The sequence below is a fragment of the Streptomyces sp. NPDC047022 genome, assembly GCF_040644155.1.
Classification (GTDB): Bacteria; Actinomycetota; Actinomycetes; order Streptomycetales; family Streptomycetaceae; genus Streptomyces.
In genome coordinates this window covers 1-4,620 of record NZ_JBEYVV010000079.1, presented here as the reverse complement: position 1 = coordinate 4,620, position 4,620 = coordinate 1, and the positions used below count along the sequence as shown (strand labels likewise).

Sequence of the window (4,620 nt, the reverse complement as noted above, 5' to 3'; positions counted from 1 at the left end):
GCGCACCAACGCCAGACGATCTTCGGCACTCAACGCAACCGGATACTTCTTCTGTGAGGACACGGCACCCCTGCCCGGCCGAACGGAAGCGACAAAGGGAGCTTGCCCGACCCCAACTCCACCAACCAGAACAACACTTAGCCGCGACAATCTACTAGGAAGGGGCGGTCCGCAGGGCCTGGAGCACCGACCACACGACGGAGACGAACGGAACGGCCACCACGGCGCCGATCACACCCGCCACGATGCTGCCGGCGATGACGGACACCGCGATGACGAGTGGGTGGAGGCGCACGGCCCAGCTCATCACGAGTGGATGCAGGACATGCCCTTCCAGCTGGCCGATGACCACGATGAGCAGCAGGACGGCCGCGGCCGTGAGGGGACCGCGCCCCGCGAGCGCCACCACCGTGGCCACGGCGAGCGCGACCGGTGAGCCCACCAGCGGCACGAACGCGGCGAAGAACTCCAGCAGCGCCAAGGGCAGGGCGAGCGGCACCCGCAGCACGTACAGGGCGATGCCGACGAGCACGGCGTTGGTGGCGGCCACGATGATGATGCCCCGGGTGTACCCCGCGAACGTACGCCACGCCGCCTGCCCCGCCCGGTCCCAGGCGGTCCGGGCACCGCGGGGCAGGAGCGAGTCCCTGGCCCAGGACCACAGGTGTTCACCGGAGTGGATGAAGAACACCGAGGAGAACAGCGCGAGGGCGACACCCGTGACCAGTTCCACCACCCTGCCCAGACCGCTGACCGCGCTGCTGAGCAGGCTGGCGCGGTGAGCGGAGAGGTACGAGCCGATCTGGCCCTGGAGGTCGGAGAGTTTGCGGTGGCTGAGCCGGAACGGCGGGCGTTCGAGCCAGTGTTCGATCTGCCGTACGCCGCCGCGGAACTCCCCTGCCAGCTTCGCCGATTCCCCTGCCACCACCTCACCCACGAGCGCGAGCACGGAGAACAGCACCAGCAGGGTGCCGACCAGGGAGATCGCCACACAGAGCGGCCGGGGCAGCCAGTGGTCCAGCAGGTCGGTGAGCGGGCGCAGGACCGAGGTGATGACCAGCGCGAGGAACAGGGCCACCGCGACCAGCTGGAAACGGCCCAGCACGGTGAAGATGCCGTACACGGCGAGTCCGACCAGCACCAGGCGCCAGGCATAGGCGGCGGCGACGCGCAGCCACGGAACCGTGCGTTCGGCACCCAGCGCCTGGGAGCCGGGCGGCACGCGCCGGAGAACGCGCACGGAACGGGGCGGCCGGCTGCCCAGCACCGCCGTGCCCGTTCTGCGTCCTCGCCCCGGTCCGGCCGCCGGGCCGCCCGCACCCGCCACCATGTCTCCCGCGTCCTGGCTGTCTGTCGGCCAACTCGGAGCACATTGATCTCCTCCCCGCCGTGAACGGCGGGGATTCCCGGCACGGTCGTCCGACCGACCGCCCGGGCGGGTTCCTGTTTCTCGGGCCCCGGCCGCGCGTCGTGCGCGGTCCTACGCGGGCCTCCGCAGGCGTCACTTTCCGCCGATCCGGCGGTAGGCCGGACACGCCACGCCGCGACTGTCCGACACGGAGAGTGTATAACACGTTACTCATACGCACCGCGCCCGCGGAGCCCGGGAAGCGTTTCGTCCCAGGCCCGAACGCCGAGGCGTTCGGGCAAGTTGATCGGTAAGGGCGAAGCGGACACGGGAGGGCGTGGAACGCACCCGCCTGGAGAGGCATCAGCAAGTATCGTGATTCCTCCACGGATGCCGTAGATCCGCACCTTGTCTGCGCGATTCGGTCGGAGGAAGCGATGAGCGGGGAAGGGCCTGAGCGGACGGAGCCGCACCTGCCCAAACTGAGGCTGGACGAACTCCTGGACGAACTGCAGGCCCGCATCGACGCGGCGCGCGGCGCCCAGGACCGGGTGCACCGCCTCCTGGAGGCCGTGCTGTCGGTCGGCCGGGAGCTCGATCTGCGGCAGGTGCTGCGCAGCATCGTCGAGGCCGCCGTCGTGCTCGTGGACGCCGAGTACGGCGCGCTGGGCGTCATCGGCGACGACCGCATGCTCGCGTCCTTCATCACCGTCGGCATCACCGAGGAGCGGCGGGCGGAGATCGGCGCGCTGCCCAGCGGGCACGGCATCCTCGGCGAGCTGATCCGGCACCCGGAGCCGCTGCGGCTCTCCGAGATCTCCGAGCACCCGGCCTCGTACGGCTTCCCGGCCCACCATCCGCCGATGCACTCCTTCCTCGGCGTGCCCATCCGGGTGCGCGACCAGGTGTTCGGGAACCTGTACCTCACCGAGAAGCGCGGCGCCGCCGAGTTCGACGCCGAGGACGAGGCCGTGCTCTCCACCCTGGCGGTGGCCGCGGGTATCGCCATCGAGAACGCGCGACTGTTCGAGGAGACGCGGCTGCGGGAGCGCTGGCTGCGGGCGAGTGCCCAGGTCACCAGCGCCCTGCTGTCGGGCGCACCCAGTTCCGAGGTGCTCGAACTGATCGTCGACCAGGCGCGGCGCATCGTCTCGGCCGACGTGGGGATGATCGCCGAACGCGTGGCGGGGGAGGAGATGCTGCGTCCGCTGTTCGCGGTCGGCCTCGACGCCGAGCGGCGCAGCGGCCTCGTGATGTCGGGGCAGGACGGCTTCGTGGACGCCGCCCTCAGCACGGCGGAGCCCGTCGTCAGCCCCGACATCCAGCAGGACCCGCGGATCGACCCCGGATCGGCGCTGTGGAGCGGACTCGGATCCGTGGTCGGCGTCCCCCTCGTGGCGAGCGGCAAATCGATCGGCGTGCTGGTGCTGGGCCGCACGGAGGGGCGCACCCCGTTCACGGAGACCGACGCGGGCCCTCTGCTCGGTTTCGCCGGGCAGGCCGCGCTGGCGCTCGAACTGGCCGAACGGCGCAGGGACGCCGAGCAGATCGCCCTGCTCCAGGACCGCGACCGGATCGCCCGCGATCTGCACGACCTCGCGATCCAGCGGCTGTTCGCGGCCGGTATGACCCTCCAGAGCACCCAGCGCTTCGTGGACCACCCCGAGGCCGCCGAGCGGCTGTCGCGGACGGTGGACGACCTGGACGAGACCATCAAGATCATCCGTTCGACCATCTTCGGACTGCGCACGCACAGCGAAGGACCGAGGAAGGAGGGTGGCCTGCGGAAACGGGCCGCCGAGACGGTGGCGGCGTCGGCCGCCGCGCTGGGCTTCTCCCCGGCCCTGCGTGTCGAGGGGCTGGTGGACACCGATGTGCCCGGCGATGTCGCCGATCAGGTGATCGCCGTCCTCGGAGAGGCTCTGAGCAACACGGCCCGGCACTCCGGCGCGCACTCCGTGGACGTCCGTCTCCGGCTCGCCGACGCCCGGCTGACCCTGACGGTGTCCGACGACGGGTGCGGATTGCCGCGGAGCGCGGCGCGCAGCGGGCTGCGCAACCTGGAGGAACGGGCGGTCGCGCTGGGCGGCACCCTCACCCTGGGCGAACGCCCCGAGGGCGGCGGGACGCGACTGGTGTGGAGCGTGCCGGTGCGCCCGTGAGGGGGCGGTGGAGGCCGCCGCGACTCACCGGGCGGGCGGCGCGTGGGCCGGGCGGCCCCGGGCGGGGGCTGGGAACGCGGTCTATCGGGCGGGGTGTTGCTCCGGACCGGGTGTCCCCAGGTGCGAGGCCAGGACGGCGGCCTGCACACGGCGCTGCACGCCCAGCTTGGCGAGCAGCCGGGAGATGTGGTTCTTGACCGTCTTCTCCGACAGGTAGAGCTTCCCGCCGATCTCCCGGTTCGTCAGTCCCTCCCCGATGAGTGCCAGGATGTCGCGCTCTCGCGGCGACAGGACCGCCAGCTCCGGCGGGACCTCCGGCCGCTGCTCGGGGTCGGCGCGCAGCGAGCGCATCAGCCGCGCGGTGGTCGCGGGGTCGAGCATGGACTGTCCGGAGGCGACCGTACGGACCGCCGAGACCAGGTCGGAGCCCTTGATCTGCTTGAGCACATAGCCCGAGGCACCGGCCATGATCGCGTCGAGCAGCGCGTCCTCGTCGTCGAACGAGGTCAGCATCAGACAGGCCAGCTCCGGCATACGGTCGCGCAGTTCCCGGCAGACGGTGATGCCGTCGCCGTCGGGGAGGCGCACGTCCAGGACCGCCACATGCGGCCGGACCGCAGGGCCGCGGACGAGCGCGTGTTCGGCGGTGTCGGCGTCGCCGACCACCGCGATGTCGGGCTCGGAGTCCAGCAGATCGGCCAGGCCCCGTCGTACCACCTCGTGGTCGTCCAGCAGGAAGACCCGGATCGGGTTCTGCTCACTGAAGGAGCGTGCCTCGGCCATCGGTGCCTCTCTACTGCCGGCGAAGGACAGACCGGCGAGCTGTCCCTGCTGACGATCATCACCCCGCGAGGACCGTGCGCACTAGGGCCGTACGGGCCCTCCGGCACCCGGACGGGTGACCCGGGACGGTGGCCGGAGCGCGACGAGACCGGTGAAGATGAGACCGGTGAACGGGACTCGCCGGGGTATAGGGCCCTTAGGGTCTTTCGTTTGGATCAGGCCGGGCTCGCGTGCCCTGGCACCGTGCCTCGCCGCGTTGTCGTCGGTTGCCATGGCTCCGCCATGACGCCCTCCTCCGCCTTGCGATGCACGGCACCAGACCCCGCT

General features: G+C 71.3%; 3 protein-coding genes. 1 reads left to right on the top strand and 2 read right to left on the bottom strand.

All coding sequences use genetic code 11. The features are described from left to right. Positions 1–154 precede the first annotated feature (154 nt). A complete protein-coding gene (locus ABZ845_RS31740; protein WP_360986948.1) occupies positions 155–1,330 on the bottom strand; it encodes an AI-2E family transporter in 1,176 nt (391 codons plus the stop codon). Positions 1,331–1,785: 455 nt separating this feature from the next. Between ABZ845_RS31740 and ABZ845_RS31735 the strand changes: the two genes are divergently transcribed. Continuing rightward, positions 1,786–3,510: a GAF domain-containing protein gene (locus ABZ845_RS31735; RefSeq protein WP_360986945.1), complete on the top strand. Its 1,725-nt coding sequence runs from the start codon at positions 1,786–1,788 to the stop codon at positions 3,508–3,510. An 81-nt stretch (positions 3,511–3,591) separates the two neighbouring features. Here the strand turns inward: ABZ845_RS31735 and ABZ845_RS31730 are convergent, their stop codons facing one another. Further along, the gene (locus ABZ845_RS31730; protein ID WP_360986942.1) at positions 3,592–4,293 is read right to left on the bottom strand and encodes a response regulator transcription factor; all 702 of its coding nucleotides are present in this window, start codon (positions 4,291–4,293) and stop codon (positions 3,592–3,594) included. Positions 4,294–4,620: the final 327 nt, after the last annotated feature.

Bases quoted from the DNA above. Each gene is read 5' to 3' on its own strand.
- ABZ845_RS31740 (WP_360986948.1), bottom strand. From the start codon at position 1,330: ATGGTGGCGGGTGCGGGCGGCCCGGCGGCCGGACCGGGGCGAGGACGC.
- ABZ845_RS31735 (WP_360986945.1), top strand. From the start codon at position 1,786: ATGAGCGGGGAAGGGCCTGAGCGGACGGAGCCGCACCTGCCCAAACTG.
- ABZ845_RS31730 (WP_360986942.1), bottom strand. From the start codon at position 4,293: ATGGCCGAGGCACGCTCCTTCAGTGAGCAGAACCCGATCCGGGTCTTC.